Raw genomic sequence first — 19,533 nt, 5'->3', positions numbered from 1 at the left:
AATGTTAATAGCGATAACCGAGCGTGACGCCCAGCGTGCGCACGTCGCCCAGGTAGCCGGTGACGGAGCCGTATTCGTTGTTGATGAGGCGTTTGTAGTAGGTCTTGTCGAAGGCATTGTTCAGCCACAGCGAAGCGCTCCACTCGCCTTGCCCCGCCTTGCCCGAGGTGCCCGCCGAGAACGCCGCCAGCCCGTAGCCTGAGACGCGCGAGAATTGCGACGCGTCGACCGTGCCGTACATCCAGCTGCGCCATGCGTAGCGGCCGGACACGAAGTTCTTGAGGCCATTGTCGGTGTTCCACTCGTAGCGCGCACCGACGTTGGCCGTCACGCGCGGCGCGTTGAACACGCGCTGGCCGGTAAGGTCGCACGATTTCGGCGGTCGCGCGCCCAGCAGGATCTCCGGCGGGCAGCGGGCATTGTGGTAGTCCGTGTAGTAGGTGTCGTTGAAGACGGCGGCGGCGTCGAATTGCCAGCTTCGGTTGGGCGCCCAGTGCACGGTCGCCTCGGCCCCGCGCGAAATATAGGCGCCGGCGTTGAGCAGGTAGGCTTGCTGGTCGACCGGATCGTAGCCCTGGGTCTGGAAATCGCGCACCTCGGTGGCAAACAGGTCGGCCTTGACGCGCAGGCGGTTGTTGTCGAAATCGGCCTTGACGCCGAGTTCCGCGCTGGCCGTGCGTTCGGGCTTGATGATCAGCGAATCGAGCCCGGCCTGCGCAGCGGCGCCCGACGAAATATTCAGGCCGCCGGATTTCTCGCCGTAAGACGTCGCCAAGTAGGTGCTCAGGCCCGGGGCCGCGCGCCAGGTGGCGACCACGGTGCCCGCAGGCAGATTGTTGGTCTGCGTCAGGTAGCCGGAATTGAACGGCGAGCGGTTGTAACGCACGAAACTGCCGCCGCGCTCGTCGTGGTTCAGGCGCGCGCCAGCGGTGATGTCGACGTCGTCGCTGACGTGCCAGGTGCCCTGAACAAACGGCGACAGCGAGCGGTCGCGCAACAGCCCGAGGCGGATGACGTCGAGCTTGCGCGATACGCCGGTGGCGGTGCCCAGCCAGAGGTCGGGCAGCGTGGTGTCGGCGTAGCGCGTGTGCGCCTCGATGCCCAGTTTCTGCCCGAGGTAGGTCAGGCCGAACGCATAATCGACCACGCCACCGGTGGGCGAATCGACGCGCAGTTCTTGCGACCAGCTGCGGTCGTGCTGCTGGAAGCCGCTGTCCGAATAGATCCGCACCGACTGGTAATCCGCCAGCGATGGCGCCGAATGGAAGTAGCGCATCGACGTGACCGAGCGCACGCTCCAGCCGTTCTCCAGCTGCCACTGGGCCAGCGCGGAGCCGCCGCCCTGCACCACGTGGGTATGGGTTTCGTCGTCGAGGTCGACGTTGCGGCCGAACACCACGTTGTTGCCGACCGTCCTGGAGCGGTTCAGATAGGGATCGGTGCCGTTGAGCGTGTGCGTCGCCACCAGCACCGGCGTCGGCTCGCTGTTGCTGTTGCTGTAGTCGGCCGACAGGCGCAGCTTGAAGTGCTCGCCGTCGCGGAACAGCAACTGGCCACGGGCGCCGTTCGAGCGGGCGCCGTTGAGATTGTTGCCCGTGCGCCGGTTGGTGACGGCGCCGTCGCTACCGCTACTGAGCAGGTTCAGCCGCCCCGCCCAGTTTTCCGACAACGGGCCGGACAGCACCGCCAGCACCCGCTCGTAACCATGCTGGCCGATCGACGCCGAAATCGACGCCTCCGGCACGAAGCTCGGCTCCTTGGTATGGATGTCGAGCACGCCGCCGGTGGCGTTGGCGCCGAACATCGTGCCTTGTGCGCCGCTCAGCACGTCCACCCAGGCGATGTCGCCCAGGCCCGAGAGCATGCCCGGCCGCGCCAGGTAGACGCCATCGACATAGATGGCCACGCTGCTGGCCATGCCTATATTCTGTTCGCCGCTGGGCTGGCCGCCGCCATCGCCGACGCCACGGATGGTGAGCTGCATGTCGGCCGGGTCGGTGCTCTGCACGTTCAGGCCGGGCACCAGCTGTTGCAAGTCCTCGAGCGAGTGAATGTTCTGCCGCTCGAACTGCTCGCCGGTGATGCGGTAGCGCGACGTGGGGGCGCGGCGCGGGTCCTCGTCGGCCGCGTCCTCGCCGCCGCGATTGCCGCTGACGGTGACGGTCGCCACCGGAGATGCGACGACGGCGGCGGCGGCCACCGGAGCCGCACGGGCGGCCGGCGCGGTGGACAACTGGAAGTCGCCGCCCGCAGCATTCTGGGCGTTTGCGCCCAATGGGAGCGTGGCAAGCACGGCCAGCGTCAGCGCGGTTTTTCGAAAAGTGTGAAACATGGGAAATCCTCATGGCAGTCGGTGATACCTTCCTTGTGCAATGAGATTTGAAAAGCGTCAGTGGAAACGTGAAATATTTTTTACTGCGACCGCTGGTCGGCCCCGCCCCTATCGCAATTTGATATGGACAGCCCGGCAAATAGCATTGCAGCCCCCCGGAGAAGCGGGCTATCTTCGGCTAGATGACTTTCAAGGGGGATGGTTTTGTCACAGCAAAGCAACGACGGCACCGCAATGACGATGGCTTTGGCCTGCCCGTTGAAGGGATCGGGTCTACGCTGGGACGCAGCGCACGGCAATTGGTGGTGGACGCATCCGCACACCAACAGCCTGTATTTCTGGCGCGAGGACGACACCCAGCCCGTCCGCCACCGCTTTCCGGACGCAGTGCACACGATCGCGCCATGCGCGAGCGGCGCCCTGTTGCTGGGCTTTGCCAAGAAACTGTGCATGCTGCCCCGGCCGATGAGCCGCGCGGGCGGCAAGGTTCATTCTCCCGAGACGACCGTACTATGCCTGGTCGATGCTGCCGAGCCTCGCACGGTCATCGCCGAAGCACGCACCGACCGCAGCGGTCGCCTCGTGTTTGGCACGCGGAATATCGGCGCTGATCAGCGTGCGATCGGCAGCTTCTTCCAGTATTCGGCGGAACATGGCTTGCGCCGTCTGGCGCTGCCAGCCGTCGTCGCGGCCAGCGCCATCTGTTTCAGCGCGGACGGCCGGACGCTGTATTTCGCCGACTCGGCCTGCGGCATCCTGCACGCGGCGGACTACGACTCCGAACTGGCGAGCGTGGGCGGATTGCGGCCGTTTGCCGCGTGCGCACCGGCCGCCACGGTGCAAGACGCGCTGGTCGACCAGCAAGGCTGCGTTTGGATCGCGCAGGGCGCAGCCGGCTCCCAGGGCGCGCTGGTGCGACACAGCCCGGATGGGACGCAGTTATGCGCCATCGCGCTGCCGCACCTGTCGGCGGTCAGCATGGCTTTTGGCGGCGGTGCGCTCGATACGCTCGTGCTTTCCGGCGTCAGCGGCGGCGTGCGCGCCACCCTGCCGGCGAGCGCCACCGGGCTGGCCGACACGCCGTTCGCCGATGCGCCGACCGCAGCCCCGCCGCGTTGACGGCGCGACCGGGCTACGCCATAGCTTCCACGCTGATGCTCATGGCAATGGTGAGCGACATCCCCGTGCCCAACTGGCGCAAGCCGTGGCTGGCCGGCGTCAGCATCTGATGCGCGTTGGGCGCGTGGCTGACCGGCTCGATGGCGATGTACGGGTGCGCCGCGCCGGGCTGGTAGCACTGCAAATAGCCGCATCCCTGATCGGCCCGTACGATGACGCGGCGGTCCGCATACACCAGGCTGGCCACCCCGCCCCATCCGGAGAAACAATTGTTGACGTTCCAGCCGAGCGCCAGCCGTGGCGACGGCTTCATCACCGGACGGTGCCGCGTCGGCAGCAAATCGTCGCCGATCTCCCACACGCCGCGCCAGTCGCTGTCGAAACATGTGCGGGCGTCGATCGGGAAATAGGGATGGAAGCCGGCGCCGGCCGGCATCGGCCTGGCATCGAGGTTGGTAAGCGTCAACGTGGTGATCAGTTGGCCTTGCTCTAGCGTGTACCGCATGACGGCGAGGAAGTCGAACGGCCAGTAGCCGTCGGCGCCGTGGCGCAGCGTCAATTCGGCACGCTCGGCCGTGGCGGCCGTCACGGTCCATGGCCGCTGCCAGCCGATGCCGTGCAGGCCATGGCGCTCAGGCGCGGCGTTGGGCGTCAGGCGGCCGAATCCGGGCAGCTCGGCGTTGCCCAATCGGTTGGCGTACGGCAGCATCGGGAAACTGGCCATGGCCGCGATGTCGGCGCCGCCCGGCGCCGGCCTGACGATGTCGACACCGTTCCAGCGCCAGTGTCCGAGCGCACCGCCCAACTGTGGAAACAAGCGCGCCTCGCTCTCTCCACAAGTGATGACCAATCCCTGCAATTTAGCGCTCCCCGATGCTGATTGCGCCCCCGCGCCCAGTGCGCGCGTCCAGCAATGATATTGGTTCGCCACCCAGCCCGATATGCCAGTGCAGGCCGCCGGCATACGCAATTCGTATGCGTCGCCTCCACCGGCGGGTCGGCCGGGATAAAGATTGACCGGATATCTTTATGTACATATCATTAAGCAATAAGCCTTTAGGATCACATGAATACTTTCCAGGCAGACCGTTTCGTGCGGGCGCATCTCAAGATGCGGCATATGGTGCTTTTGGTGGAACTGGGTCGTAACGGCTCGATCGCGCAAGCCGCGCAGGCGTCCAATCTGACCCAGCCCGGCGCCTCCAAGCTGATCGGCGAACTCGAACACCTGCTCGGCATCCAATTGTTCGAGCGCCAGGCCCGTGGCGTCACCCCCACGTGGTACGGGCAAGTACTGATACGGCGCGCCGGCATCGCGCTGGCAGAAATGACCGCCGCCCATCAGGAAATTTCGGAGCTGATCTCTGGCCTGCGCGGCAAGGTCGATATTGGCAGCGTGCTGACCCCGGCCACCGGCCTGCTGCCGAAGGCGATCAAATTGCTCAAGTCGCGCTATTCGCGCGTCCACGTGTCGGTCGACCTGAACACCAGCAAATCGATGGTCGAACGCCTCCGCAACGGCCAGCTCGACCTGGTCGTCGGCCGCATCCTCGACGCCGAGAGCGCCGCCGTGCTGGACTTCGAACCGATCACCGACGAGGACCACCGGCTAATCGTGCGCGCCGGCCATCCGCTGGCCGAACGCACCGACCTGGGACTTGCCGAACTTGCCGAACAGTCCTGGATCGTTCCGCCGTCGGGCAGCATCCTGCGCGACCGTTTGACCGCCTTGTTCCTGTCCGAAGGCCTGGAGCCGCCCATCGAGACGGTGGAAACGCTGTCGCCGCCGCTGGTGGCCTCGCTGCTGATGACCACCGACATGGTGGTAGCGCTGCCGGAGGCATTAGTCCAGAGCTATATCGACGTCGGCCTGCTGGTGGCCGTGCCGATCGACCTGCGCCTGCGCATGGACGTGTACGGCATTGTCACGCGCAAAGGCCACCAGCTCTCGCCGGTGGCCTCGGCCATGCTGACGGCGCTGCGCGAAGTCGCGGTGGAATACTATCCGAGCCGCGCCCGCCGCCGCCCGGCGGCCGACGCGGCTGGTCGCCACATCGGCGGTTAGTTCTTGACGAAGCTAAAGTCGTCGGCCACCAGCCAGTTATTGGCGTTGGCGACCGAGTAAATGCCCAAGGTCGCCTTGCCGTTGGTCACCGCGATATTCGGGATGATGATCTGGGTCCAGTTGGCGATCGGCGTATTGACGCTGTAATCGATCTCCGCGCCGCCGTAATTCTTCACATACACCTGCGCGGTGGTCTGGCCGCCGCTGCTCTTGACCCACGCCTTCAATGTGTAGGTGCCGTTGGGCAGCCCGGTCAGGTTCTGATAACGGCTGGCGCTGTAGGCGGCCGTGTGCTTGTGCTGCGTGGCCCAGCGCCCGGTGTGCCCGCCCAGCACATTGCTGTTCGGGTTGACGTCGGCCAGATTGGTCCAGTCCAGCCAGCCCGCCAGCGCGGTCTGCGACACGCGGTCGGCCTCGAAGCTCGGGTTCAGGCTGTAATTGTTGCCGGCGCCTACGCTCCAGGTGCCGGTGGCGGCGTCCAGGCTGAACTGGCTAAGCGAATTGAGCGTGGGCGTGGTGCCGCTGAAGCTGATCGGCATCCACTGGTTGTAGCCGATGCCGTTGCCGGCGAAATCGCTCCAGCGGTCGCCCGCGTACAGCACGGTGCTCGCGGCGCTGCCGTTCACCTGCACAAAGAAGCCGTTTTGCGTGACGTGCGAGAAATCCGCCTGCGAGCCGGCCAGCACGAATTCGGCCGTGTACGGCCCGTTGATCGCGTTGGCCGAGCGGCAGTAGGTCTGCGAGGCGTTCCAGCCATGCAGGTCCGAGGCGCAGAAATAATAGGTGCCGTTGTTCTTGAACATGGCGTTGCCCTCGCGGCCCACGCTGTTGAGGAACACATTGGTAGCCGGCTCGATGTTGAGCGAATCGGAGGCGCGGATCTGCGCGACGTACGAACGCTGGCGCCCGCCCGCATTGCTGAAGATAAGATAGGACGCGCCATCGGTGTCGGTGTAGACGGTCTGGTCGCCGGTGCCGTTACTGCTCACATTGGTGATGTAGGTCTGCACGTGGTGGTAGGTGAACGGCCCCACCGGCGTGTCGCTGGTGGCGAACAGCACGCCGGACAGCGTGGGTGATCCATACTGGGTCAGGAGCACATATTTCTTGGTGTTGCTGTTGTAGACCACTCCCATCCGTCCCAGCCAGATCGACGGATCGAAGAAGCCGCCTGCCGCCGCCGTCAGCGCGTTGCCCTCGAACTTCCACGTGGCCAGATCCGTCGACGAATACACGGTGACCGCATTGAAGGAGGAGTCATCGTTTTTGGCCACCGGGTTGGCGGCATACGTGACGGCGCCGTTGTACTTGGCGCCGTACCAGTAATAGGTCGAGCCGACCTTGAGAATGCCGCCGCCTTGCGAGTATATCGGGTTGTTGCTGGTGTCCTTCCAAAACACATCGTTCTGTATCGTCTTCGGCGCGGCGTGCGCCGGTACGACGGCGCCCAACAGTGCCAGGCATAAGACGGCAGCGCCGCGCGTGATCGACCTCGACTTGATAATCATTTTCTTGTCTCCTTGATGGTCAAAATAGTGGACCACACCGGTCCACGTGGAATACGCCCGGTGGCCCGGACGTAATGGGGTGCGGAGGTCGCGCGGCGCGTCGATGCGTACGGACGTTATTGCAGCTTAAGCCGCAGCAAATACACCGGCGTGACAGTCACCTGGCGCAACTCGGCCACTTGGTCGCGTCCCTTGAAATCGGGACGTGCCTCCTTGGGGATGTAGATCGGCGCGTCTGCGCGCAGCGGCAACACGGAGACCGTCAGTGGCTGGTCCAGCCGCGCCTCGACCTGGCGCAGGCCGAATTGCCAGCCGTAGCCGCTGTAATACCAGTCGTCGAGCATGTGCACGCCCGAATACAGCCGGCCGATGTCGCCGACGAAATCGATGCCGAGCAGCGCGTCGTCGAGCCCCTGTAACTGGGCGCGTGACACCGTTACCTTCCATGCGGCGGCGGCCTTGAAGGCTTCGGGGATCGGTTCCAGCGCGGCGTTGGCCAACCCGCCCTTCATCACCGGAGGCGCCACGCCGGCCTCGCGCACAGGAGTGATGGTGGCCGACAATACACGCCCCGGCAGCGTCGCGTCGAAACGCTGGAACACGCCGTCGGTCGACTCGCCGACGCGCGCACCGGCCGCCGTCGGCGCCTTGGCCAGCGCCGGAAATACGCTAACCCGGAAGCCCGGCTTGCCGACCGAGCGCAACTGCAACTCGCCGGCCGACGTCACCACTTGCTGCTCGCTCAGCAACAGGCGGCGCTTGCCGGCGACCTCGGCGATCGTCAACTGCCCGGCCTGTTCTGCGGTGAGCACCACCACGCGCACCGGCCCGGCTTGCGGCCGCGCGATGGTTACCGCCTCGGCCGTGCCTGCGGTCAGCCCGGACAGCACCAGCGCGCCGTCCTGCGTGCTGGCGGTGGCGCCCGCACTCTTCACGCGCGGCGCAAGCGCCGCGTCGAAGGCAAGTTCGACCGGAATATGCCGGTGCGCGGCAAACACATACAGCACCCCTTGCGCGCCCTGGTCGATGCGCGCCAGCGGTTGCACGGTGGCGTGGCGCAGCCGCACGCCGTCCAGGTCCAGGTTGAACGGCCAGACGAAGTAATCGCCGTCGGCGATAGTTACCGGGGTGCTCGGAAACACCAGCTTGCGGTCCGGCAGCGCTACCTCGAAACGCACGCCTTCATGGCTAGGCATCGAATATTGGCGCACATGATTGTTGACGAAGACGAAGCCGCTGTCGCCCTGGCTGCGCACGGCAAAGCGCGGCGTTTTCAGGTCGCCGGGGCCGCTCGGCACCACCGCAGGGCGATGCACGGTCATGGGCGCGAGACGCGCGCCGAAGTCCTGCAGGAACCAGTGGAACGGGCGCAGGCTGGCCAGCACCGGTCGCTGCTGCCCGTCCGGCCCGAGCGGCGCCTGGAAATCGTAGTTAATCAAGGGCACGTCGTTGTAAGCGCCGCTGCCGGTGCTTTCCTGCAGCCAGCCGCGCCCTTCCGGATTGCGCCCGCCGTGGAACATGTAATAGCCCAGCAGGTTGACGCCGGAGCCGATCTGGGTCGGTATCATCGAGGCGATGTCGTCGGCCGAGACCACTGGACGGCGCCGGTACATGAACGGCAAGCCCGGCCCGTACTCGGCGCCAAAGAACGGCACCTTGTCGATCTCTTCGTCGGCCGTGCCGACGCCATGGGCTTTCGTCTGCGCGCCCAGGTCGCCGCTCACGCGAGTATCGAAGCGGAAGGCGTGCGTCTCCTTCGGCGGCAGCTCGACCGTACTGACGGCCCACGGTTCATCGACGTAGCCACCGAACACGGGCGTGACTTCGCCGGGCGGGTACAGCGCGCCATCCCAGCCGGTGACCGTATAAAGCGGCACGTCCAGGCCGGCCTTGAGCGCGAGCTTCTTGAGCGCGCTGATGTGTTCGGCGCCCCGCCCCGGCCCGCGCAGGTTGTACTCGTTTTCCAGCTGGACCCCGACCACCGGCCCGCCATCCTTCCACAACAAGCCCTTGGCCTGCTTGCCGATTTCCCGGTACAGGCGCTCGACATAACCCATGTACTGCGGATCGTTGCCACGCGTCGGCATGGCGTAGACCACCCAGTCTGGCACGCCGCCGAAACGCGCCTCGCCGTGGGCCCACGGACCGATGCGTATCACCGCCTCCAGCCCGACCTTCTTGCACAGCTCGAGGAAATGGCGCAGGTCACGTCGTCCGCTCCAGTCGAATTTGCCCTCCTGCTCCTCGTGATGGTTCCAGAAAATGTAAATCGCCACCACGGTGATGCCGGCCGCCTTCATCTTGCGCAATTCCAGTTCCCATTGCGCCGACGGCGTGCGGGTGTAGTGGAATTCGCCCATCACCGGATACCACGGTTGACCGCCACGCGTCAGGTAGCGGCTGTTGATGCCGATGCGCACGCCGGCCGGCGACACCGCAGTGCCCTGTTTGACATGGCCCTCCAGCGGCGCGGCTGTGGCGGCGCTGGCGTCCACTTTCAACAGCATGTCGGCCCAGGCCGTCGATGTGGGGAAAAACACGGCGGCCAGCGCCGCGCCGATAACGCAAATCCTCTTCATGGTCAGTCGTCTCGAGTGATAGTTGGTAGTGAATGAAATCAGGATACGGTCCGGCGCGCGCGACCGGCCTCGCATTACTCATCGTAATGGACGTGGCCAACAGCAAGGTATGCATAAAGACAACGCTGCTATGCCCGATTTGTATGCGTGCTTTCAACTCCGGCAAGCGTCCCCGGCCTGGACCGGCTGCCCCGGGGGCATGTCAATTTAATATGGCTGCCGACCAATTCGATGTAGATAGCCCAACCTTGCGCCGGTTAGACTTTTTAGCAAGCCTATCCCCACAGAGGTGGGGCAAAGCCCAACACCAGACGACAAAAAAAAAGCTGCCGGACAGTCTAGCGCCGGTGGCACCATAAGGAGATCAAAGATGAATCCCGTATCCAAACGCGCCCGGCTGGGTGGAAGTGCGCTGGCGATCTTGAGCGCCACAAGCTGGTACACGACCGGCGCCTATGCCGCCGACGCACAAGCCTCGCCAGCGGCCGGGGTGGGTCAAACCTTGCCCGCCAGCGAGCCCCCGCCCGACGAATCAGTGGTGGTGGTGACCGGCTCGCGCATCCGCACCGGCGCCATGGAATCGACGCCGACGACCATGGTTTCGGTGGAAAAGTTGAACGCGACGACGCCAACCAGCGTGCAGGACGCGGTGATGAAATTGCCTGCATTCAACATGAGCTCGGCCACGCCGAACAGCAGCATCGCATCCAACGGCGCCGGTTACAATCAGCCTGGCAACTTCCTCGACCTGCGCGGGCTTGGCGCCATCCACACGCTGGTCCTGCAAGACGGCAACCGCGTGCCGTCGACCTTCTTCGACGGCCGCGTCGATACCAACATGTTGCCGCAGATGCTGATGAAGCGCGTGGACGTGGTAACCGGCGGCGTGTCGGCCGTCTACGGCTCGGACGCCGTGGCCGGCGTGGTCAACTTCATCACCGACACCAAGTTCAACGGCGTCAAAGGGATCGCGCAAGGCGGCTTGTCCAACTACGGCGACGCCGGCTCGTTCAAGACCGGCGTGGCGGTCGGCACCAACCTCGGCGAACGCGGCCACTTCATCGGCAGCGCCGAATTCTATAACCGCTCCGCCGTGTCCGACACCGCCAGCCGCGGCTTCGGCCGCAGCGGCGCCACCGTGGTCGGGGCAGGCACCAGCGCCTCGCCTTTTAACACGCTGTTGAACGTCAACCAGAGCAACGTCTCGTCGGGCGGTCTGGCGATGACCGGTCCGTTCGCCGGCCAGCGTTTCCTTCCCGACGGTTCACTCGCCCCGTTCAATCCCGGCGCGTCCACCGGCACCACCAATCTGGCGGTGGGCGGCGACGGCAGCCGCGCGGACCATCAATACCTGCTGTTCAAGCACCGCACCGCGCAGGGCTTCGCGCGCTTCGACTACGACCTCACCGACGACACGCATTTCTACATCCAGGGCCGCCTGACGCAGAACTCGGACTTCGGCGCCAACCAGATCTACACCAACGTCTCCAACGCCAGCAACGCCAATCCGACCGACACCGGCGGCAGCTACCCGCTGTGGATCTACCGCGACAACGCCTTCCTGAGCCCGTCGCAACGGGCCACGCTGGCGGGCGCCAACGTCTCCGCTTTCGCGCTGAACCGCATGGACAATGATTTGATGCGGCAGCTGGGCCTGGACCAGCGGCTCAAATCGGGCGCCATCACCTCCGGCATCAACGGCGACGTCGGCTACCGCGACTGGCGCTGGGACGCGCACCTGACACGCGGCGCCAACTCCAACGATTACACCACCCGCAACAACGTCAACGCGATGAAATTCTACGCGGCAGCCGATGCGGTGCTCGACCCGTCGACGGGCCAGGCCGTGTGCCGGGTGTCGATCGCCACGCCGGGCGCGTACCCGGGCTGCGTGCCGCTCAACCTGCTCGGCGCCGGCCGGGCCAGCGCGGCTGCCCTGGGATACATCTTCGACGATACCGGCTACCACGCCAGCAACGGCATGAGCAACGCCGCCATCAACGTCAACGGCACCTTGTTCGAAGGCTGGGCCGGCCCGGTCAAGTTCGCCGCCGGCTGGGAGTTCCGGCACGAGACGCTGGGCATGACGCCGACCGTCGCCGACAATTCATTCAACCCGCAATACCTGCGCCTCGGGCCGGACGGCAACGCCGCCCCGGGCAGCTACCCGGGCAGCAATCTGGCGTATTTTAAAGAAGTGCCGTCGGGGACGTCCGGCAAGTCGAACGTCAGCGAAAAGAACGTCGAATTGAACGTGCCGGTATTGGTGGACCTGCCGTTCATCAAAAATCTGACCTTGAGCTCGGCCTATCGGGTCGCCGACTACCGCGTCAGCGGCAACGACAGCTCGAATAAATTCTCGTCCAAAACGTGGAAGATCGGATTCGACTGGGCCGTCACCAACGGCTTCCGTCTGCGCGGCACGGCGTCGAAAGATTTCAGGGCACCGACCTTGTGGGAGCTGTATCAGTCGCGCTTTGTGTCGGCGGCCGGCCGCATCGATCCGCTGACCAATGTGGCCGGCTCGATCAACACGGTCTCCGGGGGCAATCCGAACCTGCGTCCGGAAATCGGCCACAACCAGACCCTTGGGATTGTGTGGCAACCGGCGGCGCTGCGTGACTTCAGTTTCTCGTTTGATGTATTCAACATGAAAATCACCGATGCCATCGCCGGAATCGACGGCTTCGACCCGAATGCGCAACGTCTGTGCCTGGGCTCGGATGGATCGTCGCCGTACTGCGCGCTGATTGTGCGCCCGGTTTCGTATAACAGCACGGCCGCCGGCAATTTCCCGACGCTGATCTACTCGGGCTTGCAAAACACCGCCGTGCAGCGTTCGCGCGGCTTCGACGCCGAGGTCGGTTACCACCATGCGCTCGGCAAGGCTGGCGACGTGACCCTGCGCGCCTTGTGGTCGCGCCAAAACCGCCTATCGTCCAACGCGTTCCCCGGCATTGAAGCGATCAACATCGCCGGCACCATCGACGCGCCCAAGGACAAGGTCAATTTGTCGGCAACCTACCAGAAGGATCGCTTCACCTTCGACGTACTGCAGCGCTACATCTCCAAGTCGCGCGTCGACGCCGGCACCGGCTTTGTCTACACCGATCCGTACGTATCGGCGTACCACCAAACCGACGTCAACCTCGCTTATGACATCAAGGTCGGCAGCGGCTCCGTTACCGCCTTCGTCAACGTGAGCAACGTGTTCAATACGACCGGCGAGCTGTATCAGAACCACTATTGGTCGGGTTCGCCAGGTATGCGCTATCCATCGGTGGCCTACGCCGACACCATCGGCCGCTATTTCACGGTGGGAGCGCGCTTCAAGTTCTAAAACCGGGTGCAGTTGATTCGGAGCCGCCGGCGCCTGATCGCTCTAGCGTCGAGCGGCGCCGGCGGCATCCGGGCGATCAGGCGGCAAATCCACCGTCGATCAGCAGGTCGGCGCCGGTGACGAACCCGGCTTCCGGTCCGGCCAGATAAGCGACCATGGCGGCGACTTCGTCGGCACGGCCGTGACGCGGCATGGCCATCAAGCCGTGCAGGCTGTCGGCGAAATCCCCCTCGGCCGGGTTCATTTCGGTGTCGATCGGGCCGGGTGCGACGTTGTTGACGGTGATCTGCCGGGGTCCCAGATCGCGCGCCAGCCCTTTGACCAGACCGGTCAATGCGGACTTGCTCATGGCGTAGGCCGCACCGCCGACGAACGGCATGCGCTGGGCGTTGGTGCTGCCGATGTTGATCACGCGGCCGCCCTCTTTCATGTGCGCCACGGCCGCCTTGGTGGCAACGAACACCGCGCGCACGTTCACTGCGACGGTGGCGTCGAAATCCGCCAGCGAAAACTCTTCGATCGATCCCAGCCGCAATACGCCCGCGCTGTTGACCAGGATGTCCAGACGGCCAAAGTGCGCTGCCGCCGTATCGATGGCATGGGTCAACGCGGCGGCGTCGTTGGCGTCGGCGTGGATGGCCAGCGCGCTGCCACCGGATGCCGCGATCTCGGCCACCAGCGCTTCGGCGGCGGCCGCCGAGGAACCGTAACCAATCGCCACTTGGGCGCCGTCGCGTGCCAACCGGCGCGCGGTGGCGGCGCCGATGCCGCGCGAACCGCCGTTGATGAAAGCGACTTTACCGTTCAGATTCGAGTTCATGATCATTTCCTTTCGATGGGTGAGTTGATGGATCAAGTATGGCGCCGCCAATTCATTCCGTGTAGCCTATAATTAGCAGCTACACTTTCAACCAACGGTATCAAATCGAAACGAATGCTCACCGAACTCAGCAGCTACCTCGACGCGTTTATCGCCTCCGCCAGCGAAGGCAGCTTTTCCGCCGCCGCGCGCAAACTGGGGTTGACGCCGGCCGCCGTCAGCAAAAGCGTGGCACGTCTGGAGAGTCAATTGGGCGTTCGCCTTTTCCAGCGCAGCACCCGCAGCCTGGCGCTGACGACCGACGGCGACCGTTTGTACGCGCAAGTACGCCTGCCCTGGAGCGAAATCGGTGACGCCTTGACCGCCTCGCGCCAGGGGGCCGGCAAGCCTGCGGGTATGCTGAAGGTGTCGATGGCTCACACGGTGGGCCGCAACTATCTGTTGCCCTTGCTGGACGACTTTATTGCACTTTACCCGGACGTGGTCCTGGACCTGCACTTCGACAACCGACAGGTCGATTTGATCGAGGAAGGATTCGATGTGGGCATCGGCGGTGGGATCGAGCTGACCGAAGGGTTGATCGCGCGCGAACTCGCGCGCGTGCACATCGTGCTGGCCGCCTCGCCCGCCTACCTTGCCCGTCATGCAGCGCCGGAAACGCCAACCGACCTGGCGCGCCACGGCGGGCTGCTGCGCCGCTCGCTGGCCACGGGCAGGCTGCAACCGTGGACGTTGAAGAACAAAGCCGGGCATGAGTTGGTTGCCAACGTTCGGCCGGTCGCCGTGCTCGACGATCCCGAAGCGATGACCAGCGCGGCCGCACGTGGATTCGGTGTCGCCCTGCTGCCGCTGCCGCACGCCTTGCCATACCTGGAAAGCGGCCAACTGGTCCGGCTGCTACCGGACTGGTATGCGGAGACGCGCCCGCTGACGGTCTACTATTCCAGCCGCAAGCTGGTGCCCGCCAAAACCCGCGTATTCGTCGATCATGTCGTCGAGCGGTTCCGGGCCAGCGGTCACGCCGCCCGTTTCAGCCAGGGCTGAGCCGTCCTTCGTAGTGTGGCTGCGATGTGAATGGCCCAACTGTGGAAAGTCCGCAACAGATAACCAGCTTCTTTCATGCAACAATAGCAATACGACTAACTCAGCTACGAGGATTGATCGCATGAAGATTTCTGGCACCCACAAGGCACCCTTGTTCCGTCGCTCCCGCTGCACCCACGCCGTATTGCTCGCGCTTGGCGCCATGAGCTTGACCGCTCATGCACAAGACATGCAGCGGGTAGAGATCACCGGCTCCAGTATCAAGCGCATCGAAGGCGAAGCGGCGCTGCCAGTGGAAATCATCAAGCGCGAAGATATCGACAAGGCCGGCGTGACCACTGCCGCCGAACTGCTGCAGAAGATATCCTCGAATGTCGGCGGCCTGACGGATGGTAGCAGCGTCAGCGACGTCATGGGCGGCCAGCGCGGTTTCAACGGCGCCAACCTGCGCGGCCTCGGTGTCTCCAGCACGCTGGTGCTGCTCAACGGCCGCCGCATGGCCAACTTCGCCAGCCCGGGCGACAGTTCCGGTGTCGATCTGAACAACATCCCGGCCGGCGCCATCCAGCGCGTCGAAGTGCTCAAGGATGGTGCGTCGGCGATTTACGGCACCGACGCCATGGGCGGCGTGATTAACTTCATCACCCGCAAGGACTACCAGGGGGGCGAGGCCAGCGTCTATGCGCTGGGCACGCACGAGGGCGGCGCCGGTAAAAAATCGGCTTCATTGTCCGGCGGCATCGGTTCCTTGAGCACCGACCGCTTCAATGTGTTCGGGGCACTGGACGTGCAGAAAACCGACCGCCTTGCCAGCTCGCAGCGCAAATTCATGCAGGAATACAGCCTGCCCGACCGCCTTTCGCCACAGTTGTCGAGCTACTCTTTCCCGGCCAACGTCGACCTGACTGCCGCCCAACTGGCGACACTCAACAATTCCGCCTACCTGAAGGGGTCCGGACCCGGCGGCACCTGGGTGCCCTCGCCGGGACGACGGGTCAACTTCGGCAATAGTACTTGCGTCAACGGCAGCCCGAACGTGGTGCGTCCGCTCGGTCCGGGCGGCACGGAAGGCTGCTCCTACAATTATATGGGGGATTCGGAAGTCTATCCCGACGCAAAAAAACAAAGCTTCATCGGCCGTGCCACCTTCCTGACGCCTGGCGACCATCAACTGTTTGCGGAAGTGCTGCTGAGCAAAGCCGAGACCAGCTACGCCGCCTCGCCCGCCACCTCGGGCAGCATCAATGGCACCAATGAGGGCATATTCCTACCGGCCAGTTTGCAGACGCAGACCGGCATCACCACCCCGGTCAACTTCCGCTTCCGCCTGACCGATGCCGGCCGGCGCACCTCGGAGGTGACCAGCAAGGCGTCGCGCTTCGTGGTCGGCGCGACCGGCAAGGTCGGCGCCTGGGAATACGATACGGCGTACAACCACAGCGTCAACAAGGCCACCGACCTCGATATCGACGGCTGGGTGTCGCGCAGCAGAATGCTGGCGGGCATCGCCAGCGGCAACTACAACCCGTTCGTGCCGGCCACCGATGATACTGGCCGCCAATTCATGAATTCCATCAAGATCCAAGGCGCCGCACGTGTTTCCAAAGGCACCAGCGACAGCATCGACGGCAAGCTGACGCGCGCGCTGATGGCGCTCGGCGGCGGCGACGCGATGCTGGCCGTGGGCGTCGAACTGCGGCGCGAGAAGACCGAGTTCAGCGCCACCGACGCGCTGCGCACCAACGACGTTCAGGGCGACCGGGCCAGCTCGGACGAACTGCTGGCCGACTCGTCCAACTCGCGCGACATTGTCGGCGTCTACACCGAGATCAATGCGCCGTTCAGCAAGGAATGGGAAGGCCAGTTCGCCATCCGCCACGACCGCTACAAGGGCGTGCACGATCCGCTCTCCAACATCACGACGCCGGCGCTGAGCACCACCAATCCGAAAATCGCCGTCAGCTACCGTCCAAGCAAGGAAGTGCTGGGCCGCGCCTCGTACGGCACCGGTTTCCGTGCGCCGTCCATTGCCGAATTGTTCCTGCCGGTGCGTTCCGGCACCACGGCCAGCTTCGTGAACGACCCGGTCTCCGGCGAAATTGCCCAGTTCGATCTCGACCGCTACGGCAATCCGCTGCTCAAACCGGAGAAGTCCAAGCAGTTTTCCGCTGGCCTGGTGCTGGAACCGAACAGAAACTGGAACGGCAGCCTCGACTACTGGATCATTCGCAAAACCGACATCATTTCTGAAATCGGCGAGCAAACCGTGTTCGACAATCCGATCTACTACAACGATCCGAATATCGTCGTGCGCGACGAAGATGGGGCCGTATCCTACCTGCAGTTCAAGAAAGAGAACCGTGGCAAGCTCAACACGTCCGGACTCGATATCGCGCTGAACTGGCGCGGCGACGCCACGGCGCTGGGCCGCTTCAGCGCCAGCTTGAACGGCACATTGATCACCAAATATGAATTCCAGTCCGATCCGAATTCGCCGATGACCGATGGCCTGGGCGTATTCCGCGACGACAAGGCCGTGCAGCGCTGGCGCCACAAGCTCAATATCGACTGGACCCGCGGTCCGGTCAATCTGAGCCTGGGTAACACTTTCTTCTCAAGCTATCGCGATCAGAACATTCCGGGCCTGGCGGATGCGGGCTGGAACGACCGGGATGTGAAGGCGTATTCGCTGTGGGACCTGACGGGCAGCTATGCGTTCACCAAGAACATCAAGCTGCGCGTTGGCGTCATCAATATGTTCGATACGGCGCCACCGTTCACCAACCAGTCGCGCTACTTCGAAGTGACTTGGGACCCGACTTACGGTGACCCGCGCGGCCGCTCGATGTTCGCCAACCTGCAGTACAAGTTCTAGGAAAAAGTTTTTTGCAGCGCCGGCCCCGGCGCCGGTTCGCCGCCTGCCAACTCGGCGGACGGTGGCTGGCTGACCCGAAATTGCAGGCAGCCACGCCGGGCCCAGTGATGCGCCACCGGTTTGGGCCCGATAACGCGGGGTTGGCCGCAGTGCTGGACGACCGCTACACGTGCCTGGTTCGGGCTTCCGCAAACAGCACCCGGCGCACCACCGATTTTCTGATGCAACGCCTGAGGAGCCGACCCGCATGAACAATTTCAAGGCGCTCGACTTCAACCTGCTCAAAGCGCTCGATGTCCTGCTCGACGAGAGCAATGTCACGCGCGCGGCAACCCGGCTGGGAGTGACCCAGCCGGCCATGACCGGCATGCTTAACCGGCTGCGCGAGAACTTCGGCGATCCTTTATTCGTGCGCGCCCAGCGCGGCATCGTGCCTACCCGGCGAGCGCTGGAACTGGCCGGGCCGCTCAAGCAGATCCTGGACGGTATCGCGGCGCTGCAGCAGCCTGCCATGTTCGATCCGGGCAGCGCCAGCAACACGTTGACCATCGCCGCGACCGACTACGCGCTGCGCGCCATTGCCCTGCCCTTCCTTTCCGCGCTTAAACAGCAGGCGCCGCACATCCGGGTGGCGCTGGTGCCGGTCGAAGACGCGCAGGTGCAGTTGCAACTCGAACGGGGCGATATCGACCTGGCGCTGGTGACGCCCGAGCGCACCGCGCCAGACCTGCATGCGCGCACCCTGTTCGAGGAGCATTATGTGTGCGTGTTGCGCGAAGGGCATCCAGCCTTGCAGGGCCGCAAGCGCTTGACGGTGGACCAGTTTTGCAAACTCGACCATGCGCTGGTGTCCTATGCCGGCGGCGCCTTCCGGGGTGTTACCGACGAGGCCCTGGCCATGCTGGGCAAGCAGCGCGCAGTCACCTTGTCGGTCAAGAGCTTCCTGATCGTGCCCGACATCTTGCGCGCCAGCGACATGGTGGCGATTCTGCCCAGCCGCCTGGTGGCCGGCATGCCGGGCCTGACTGTCTGCACACCGCCGATCGCCGTGCAGGGATTCACCAAGGTGGCGGCCTGGCACGAGCGCACCCACCGCGATCCCGCCCAGCGGTGGCTGCGCGAACTGTTATTCGCCCATTGCGCTGATACGCGCCGGTAGCCGCGCCGGTACCGGGCCAACAGGCGAGCAGGGCCTGCCGCTGGTCGTCCCACGCTACGCTTGCACTTTGGCGATGCGTGCTGCGGCTACCAGGCCATCAAGCCAGTCCTGGTGCCCATTGATCATGGGATTCGGTTTGGCATTGTGCAGTTGGACGGCTGGCTTGCCTTTTTGCGTTTCCTGCGTCAAGATGCGCACGCGGCCGCCATCAAGATCTTCGACCAGCCAGGCATGGTGCACGTCGAGGCGGTCGTCGGCGCCCTCGTCGCCAGCCCAGCCGTGCCATGCGACCCTGCCCGGCTGCCCGGCAGCAGGCGGCATGAATTCATTGCATTGCGCCTCGACCGGAAAGCCGAAGGTCTCGAAATAGAAACGGTCGCCGTCGCGCAGCACCGGGCCCAGGTTGTCGTAGAAACGCACATTTGCCGAATTGGCGTAATAGGTCGGCCAGTGCGCCGGCGTGGCGAGCAACGGCCAGATGTCGGCGGCGCTGAGGCCGGCAACGATGACTTCATTGGACGCGAAATTATCGGTGTAACCCGGAACATAGCCTTCAGGCCAGAAAATGGTATTCATGTGGAGCTCCTTGTATTGAAGGACACCATTTTGCCGATGTTGCAGCCATAAATCTAATCCCATATTTTTATCATACCCATAGGTCCAACTGATATCAAACTATGGCTAGTTGGGCT

12 protein-coding genes are annotated in these 19,533 nt (G+C 64.3%); 6 read left to right on the top strand and 6 right to left on the bottom strand.

Features of this window, described 5'->3' with window-relative positions:
• Positions 1–4: 4 nt before the first annotated feature.
• A complete protein-coding gene (locus ACZ0BA_RS06485) occupies positions 5–2,332 on the bottom strand; it encodes a TonB-dependent receptor (RefSeq protein WP_463450503.1) in 2,328 nt (775 codons plus the stop codon).
• 204 nt (positions 2,333–2,536) lie between these two features.
• On the opposite strand from ACZ0BA_RS06485, the gene ACZ0BA_RS06480 reads away from it, so the two are divergent.
• Entirely contained in the window at positions 2,537–3,451 is a 915-nt protein-coding gene (locus ACZ0BA_RS06480; protein WP_463450502.1) for an SMP-30/gluconolactonase/LRE family protein, read from the top strand.
• 13 nt (positions 3,452–3,464) lie between these two features.
• On the opposite strand, the gene ACZ0BA_RS06475 is transcribed toward ACZ0BA_RS06480, so the two are convergent.
• Complete coding sequence (locus ACZ0BA_RS06475; RefSeq protein ID WP_463450501.1) at positions 3,465–4,268, bottom strand: aldose epimerase family protein; 804 nt, start codon at positions 4,266–4,268, stop codon at positions 3,465–3,467.
• 249 nt (positions 4,269–4,517) lie between these two features.
• Here ACZ0BA_RS06475 and ACZ0BA_RS06470 point away from each other — a divergent pair, with 249 nt between their 5' ends.
• Entirely contained in the window at positions 4,518–5,516 is a 999-nt protein-coding gene (locus tag ACZ0BA_RS06470) for a LysR substrate-binding domain-containing protein (RefSeq protein ID WP_463450500.1), read from the top strand.
• Here the strand turns inward: ACZ0BA_RS06470 and ACZ0BA_RS06465 are convergent.
• Entirely contained in the window at positions 5,513–7,024 is a 1,512-nt protein-coding gene (locus tag ACZ0BA_RS06465; RefSeq protein ID WP_463450499.1) for a family 43 glycosylhydrolase, read from the bottom strand. The genes ACZ0BA_RS06470 and ACZ0BA_RS06465 overlap by 4 nt on opposite strands.
• A 116-nt stretch (positions 7,025–7,140) precedes the next feature.
• Positions 7,141–9,603 (bottom strand): beta-galactosidase, encoded by a 2,463-nt coding sequence (locus tag ACZ0BA_RS06460; protein WP_463450498.1) that lies wholly within the window; start codon positions 9,601–9,603, stop codon positions 7,141–7,143.
• 370 nt (positions 9,604–9,973) lie between these two features.
• Here ACZ0BA_RS06460 and ACZ0BA_RS06455 point away from each other — a divergent pair, with 370 nt between their 5' ends.
• On the top strand, positions 9,974–12,943 hold the full coding sequence (locus tag ACZ0BA_RS06455) for a TonB-dependent receptor domain-containing protein (RefSeq protein ID WP_463450497.1): 2,970 nt from the start codon (positions 9,974–9,976) through the stop codon (positions 12,941–12,943).
• Positions 12,944–13,019: 76 nt separating this feature from the next.
• On the opposite strand, the gene ACZ0BA_RS06450 is transcribed toward ACZ0BA_RS06455, so the two are convergent.
• The gene (locus ACZ0BA_RS06450; protein ID WP_463450496.1) at positions 13,020–13,763 is read right to left on the bottom strand and encodes an SDR family oxidoreductase; all 744 of its coding nucleotides are present in this window, start codon (positions 13,761–13,763) and stop codon (positions 13,020–13,022) included.
• Between the two features lie 114 nt (positions 13,764–13,877).
• On the opposite strand from ACZ0BA_RS06450, the gene ACZ0BA_RS06445 reads away from it, so the two are divergent.
• The 3 genes from ACZ0BA_RS06445 to ACZ0BA_RS06435 all read left to right on the top strand — a co-directional run bounded on the left by ACZ0BA_RS06445 (position 13,878) and on the right by ACZ0BA_RS06435 (position 18,841).
• Positions 13,878–14,807, top strand: coding sequence for a LysR family transcriptional regulator (locus ACZ0BA_RS06445; protein WP_463450495.1), 930 nt, complete (start codon positions 13,878–13,880; stop codon positions 14,805–14,807).
• A 121-nt stretch (positions 14,808–14,928) separates the two neighbouring features.
• Positions 14,929–17,682: a TonB-dependent receptor gene (locus tag ACZ0BA_RS06440; RefSeq protein ID WP_463450494.1), complete on the top strand. Its 2,754-nt coding sequence runs from the start codon at positions 14,929–14,931 to the stop codon at positions 17,680–17,682.
• A 247-nt stretch (positions 17,683–17,929) separates the two neighbouring features.
• Positions 17,930–18,841, top strand: coding sequence for a LysR family transcriptional regulator (locus ACZ0BA_RS06435; RefSeq protein WP_463450493.1), 912 nt, complete (start codon positions 17,930–17,932; stop codon positions 18,839–18,841).
• 54 nt (positions 18,842–18,895) lie between these two features.
• Here ACZ0BA_RS06435 and ACZ0BA_RS06430 read toward each other — a convergent pair whose 3' ends face one another.
• Positions 18,896–19,417, bottom strand: a complete 522-nt coding sequence (locus tag ACZ0BA_RS06430) for an SRPBCC family protein (RefSeq protein WP_463450492.1) — start codon at positions 19,415–19,417, stop codon at positions 18,896–18,898.
• Positions 19,418–19,533: the final 116 nt, after the last annotated feature.

It is taken from the genome of Duganella sp. AC917, from assembly GCF_979258245.1.
The sequence above is the reverse complement of the archived record's forward strand: the minus strand, read 5'-3'. Positions and strand labels throughout refer to the sequence as shown.

Excerpts from the sequence above, each read along its gene's own strand:
- ACZ0BA_RS06485 (WP_463450503.1), bottom strand. The coding sequence starts at position 2,332 with ATGTTTCACACTTTTCGAAAAACCGCGCTGACGCTGGCCGTGCTTGCC.
- ACZ0BA_RS06470 (WP_463450500.1), top strand. The coding sequence starts at position 4,518 with ATGAATACTTTCCAGGCAGACCGTTTCGTGCGGGCGCATCTCAAGATG.
- ACZ0BA_RS06465 (WP_463450499.1), bottom strand. The coding sequence starts at position 7,024 with ATGATTATCAAGTCGAGGTCGATCACGCGCGGCGCTGCCGTCTTATGC.
- ACZ0BA_RS06460 (WP_463450498.1), bottom strand. The coding sequence starts at position 9,603 with ATGAAGAGGATTTGCGTTATCGGCGCGGCGCTGGCCGCCGTGTTTTTC.
- ACZ0BA_RS06455 (WP_463450497.1), top strand. The coding sequence starts at position 9,974 with ATGAATCCCGTATCCAAACGCGCCCGGCTGGGTGGAAGTGCGCTGGCG.
- ACZ0BA_RS06450 (WP_463450496.1), bottom strand. The coding sequence starts at position 13,763 with ATGAACTCGAATCTGAACGGTAAAGTCGCTTTCATCAACGGCGGTTCG.
- ACZ0BA_RS06445 (WP_463450495.1), top strand. The coding sequence starts at position 13,878 with ATGCTCACCGAACTCAGCAGCTACCTCGACGCGTTTATCGCCTCCGCC.
- ACZ0BA_RS06440 (WP_463450494.1), top strand. The coding sequence starts at position 14,929 with ATGAAGATTTCTGGCACCCACAAGGCACCCTTGTTCCGTCGCTCCCGC.
- ACZ0BA_RS06435 (WP_463450493.1), top strand. The coding sequence starts at position 17,930 with ATGAACAATTTCAAGGCGCTCGACTTCAACCTGCTCAAAGCGCTCGAT.
- ACZ0BA_RS06430 (WP_463450492.1), bottom strand. The coding sequence starts at position 19,417 with ATGAATACCATTTTCTGGCCTGAAGGCTATGTTCCGGGTTACACCGAT.